This window comes from Pseudomonas sp. R62, from assembly GCF_000257605.1.
Lineage (GTDB): Bacteria > Pseudomonadota > Gammaproteobacteria > Pseudomonadales > Pseudomonadaceae > Aquipseudomonas > Aquipseudomonas atacamensis.
The window spans coordinates 1-1,969 of sequence record NZ_AHZM01000831.1 but is presented as its reverse complement, the minus strand read 5'-3'; the positions used below and the strand labels follow the sequence as shown (position 1 = coordinate 1,969).

Annotated in this window: 1 protein-coding gene; it reads right to left on the bottom strand. The window is 63.7% G+C overall.

The window, feature by feature from the left end:
- Positions 1 to 293 precede the first annotated feature (293 nt).
- Positions 294 to 1,969 (bottom strand): spermidine synthase (locus tag OQK_RS00345; protein WP_016770611.1); only part of this gene is annotated, 1,676 nt, incomplete at its 5' end.

Sequence of the window (1,969 nt, the reverse complement as noted above, 5' to 3'; positions counted from 1 at the left end):
GCTCAGCCTTCCGACGTCGCCGGTGGATCAAGATCAAAAGCACTCGAGCTAACGCTCATTGTTGAGTGGGGCGGCTTCGCCGCGGGCAGCTGCGCTGCTCTGCTTTTCTGTGGGAGCGAGCCTGCTCGCGAAGGCGGCCTGACAGTCGACCTGATTTTTCCTGATGCACACCGCCCCCCTTGTAGGAGTGAGTCTGCTCGCGATGACGGCCTGACTGTCAACCCAAATCACCGGTGGTACTCGGTCATACTGTGTGCGAGCCTGCTCGCGAAGGCACCCTGTCAGCCCCCGCCTTACTGCCCGACAAACCAGCGAAAATATGGGTTCGCCCGATCCCCTTGCATCACTTCCCGGATATCCCGCCCCCAGGCGTCCCGATCGCCGTCGTAGGCGTGCAGGCTTGCCCGATAAAACTGCATCAACCGCTGCCGATGCGTTTCCATGCGTTCACTGAACCCGGCATCGGCATTGACCAGTGTAGGTGGCTGATACAAGTCCAGCAGCGCCGGTAGCACGCGGGTGATTTCCTTGCTGCGTACCCACGGCGCGTATTCGATGCGCGGCTGATCATCAGTCACTGCCGGTGCATCGGCGGCGAAGCGCTCCAGGCCGGTGCGATCGGTGACCCAGGTGGCCAGCAGCGCCGCCGCCGAGCCGATGCCGACGTCCTGCAAGGTGTCGCGTACGCTGTCCTGTTGGAAGCGCGCGGTGATTTTCGCGGCGTCCAGTTGCATCGGTTTCATTGAGCCAACCAGCAGCATTTCGTGGAACTCGCTGGTCCATAGCGAGGCATGCGGGAACACGTCGAGGAAGCTGCGCACCAGTGAGCGCGAGTCGTCGATATTCTGCGTCGGCAGCGGCAGCCACTGCGCAACGATGCCCTGGTCCTGCAAGCGACTGGCGGCCAGCTGGTAGAAGTCCCGCGAATACAGATTGACCACGCCGGCGGCGGAGGGCGGTGGCGGTTCCAGGGTGATCACGTCGTAGGTCTGTGCACTGCGCAGCAGTTCCTGGCGACCGTCGCGCAGGCGTACGTCGACGCCGGGATCGCTGGCGGCATTGAAGTTGCCCTTGAACAACGGCGCTGCTTTCACCACCGATGGCAGCAACTCGGCAACCACGCGATGTTCCAGACCCGGATAGCGCAGCATGGCGCCTGCGGTGATGCCGGTGCCGAAGCCGATCACCAGGGTCGAGCGCGGTTCACCGTTGTGGATCAGCAGCGGCAGCAGCGCCTGAATGCGCATGTAGCGCAGCGACGGCATGGCATCGCCGGTGTTCGACACGCCCTGGATGTACAAACGGTGGAAGGTATTTTCGCCACGTCCCTGAGTGACCACCGCGACCGTGCCGCCGCGTCCTTCCTCGTAGAAGGCCAGCGTGCCGTTGCGTGCGCCGGGCAACAGGCTGGCCAGTTTGTCGACGGGCGTCAGTACCGCCACTGCAACGCAAACCAGACCTAGTGCGACCACGGCCTGGCGCCGACCTTTCGCCACGCCATGGCCCTTGCGCACCGCCAGATAACCGATTGTCGCTGCGACGAGCGCCAGTAGACCGAGGGTGCGGACAAGTCCCAACAATGGAATCAATACGAAGCCGCAAAGCATCACACCGATGATCCCGCCCAAGGTGTTGAACGCGACAACGGCGCCGACATCGCGGCCCACACGTTCGCTGCCGACACTCAGGCGCAACGCCAGAGGAAACGCCGCGCCGAGCAGCAGGGTCGGCACAAACACGATGCTCAGCGCCGCCACGGCAAAGCGCGCGCTCATACCGGCCAGCTCGCTTACGCCCAGACTCAGCAGCCAGGTTTCCGCATGGCTCTGCGCGAGCACCAGCCAACGACCCAGCACGGCGATCTCCAGCAGCGCAATCAGACCTGCACCGGCAATCAACAAGCCAAATACGCCCCATGGGTCGCGAATGCGCTCGACGCGACGGGCGAGCAGGGCGCTGCCGATAAACA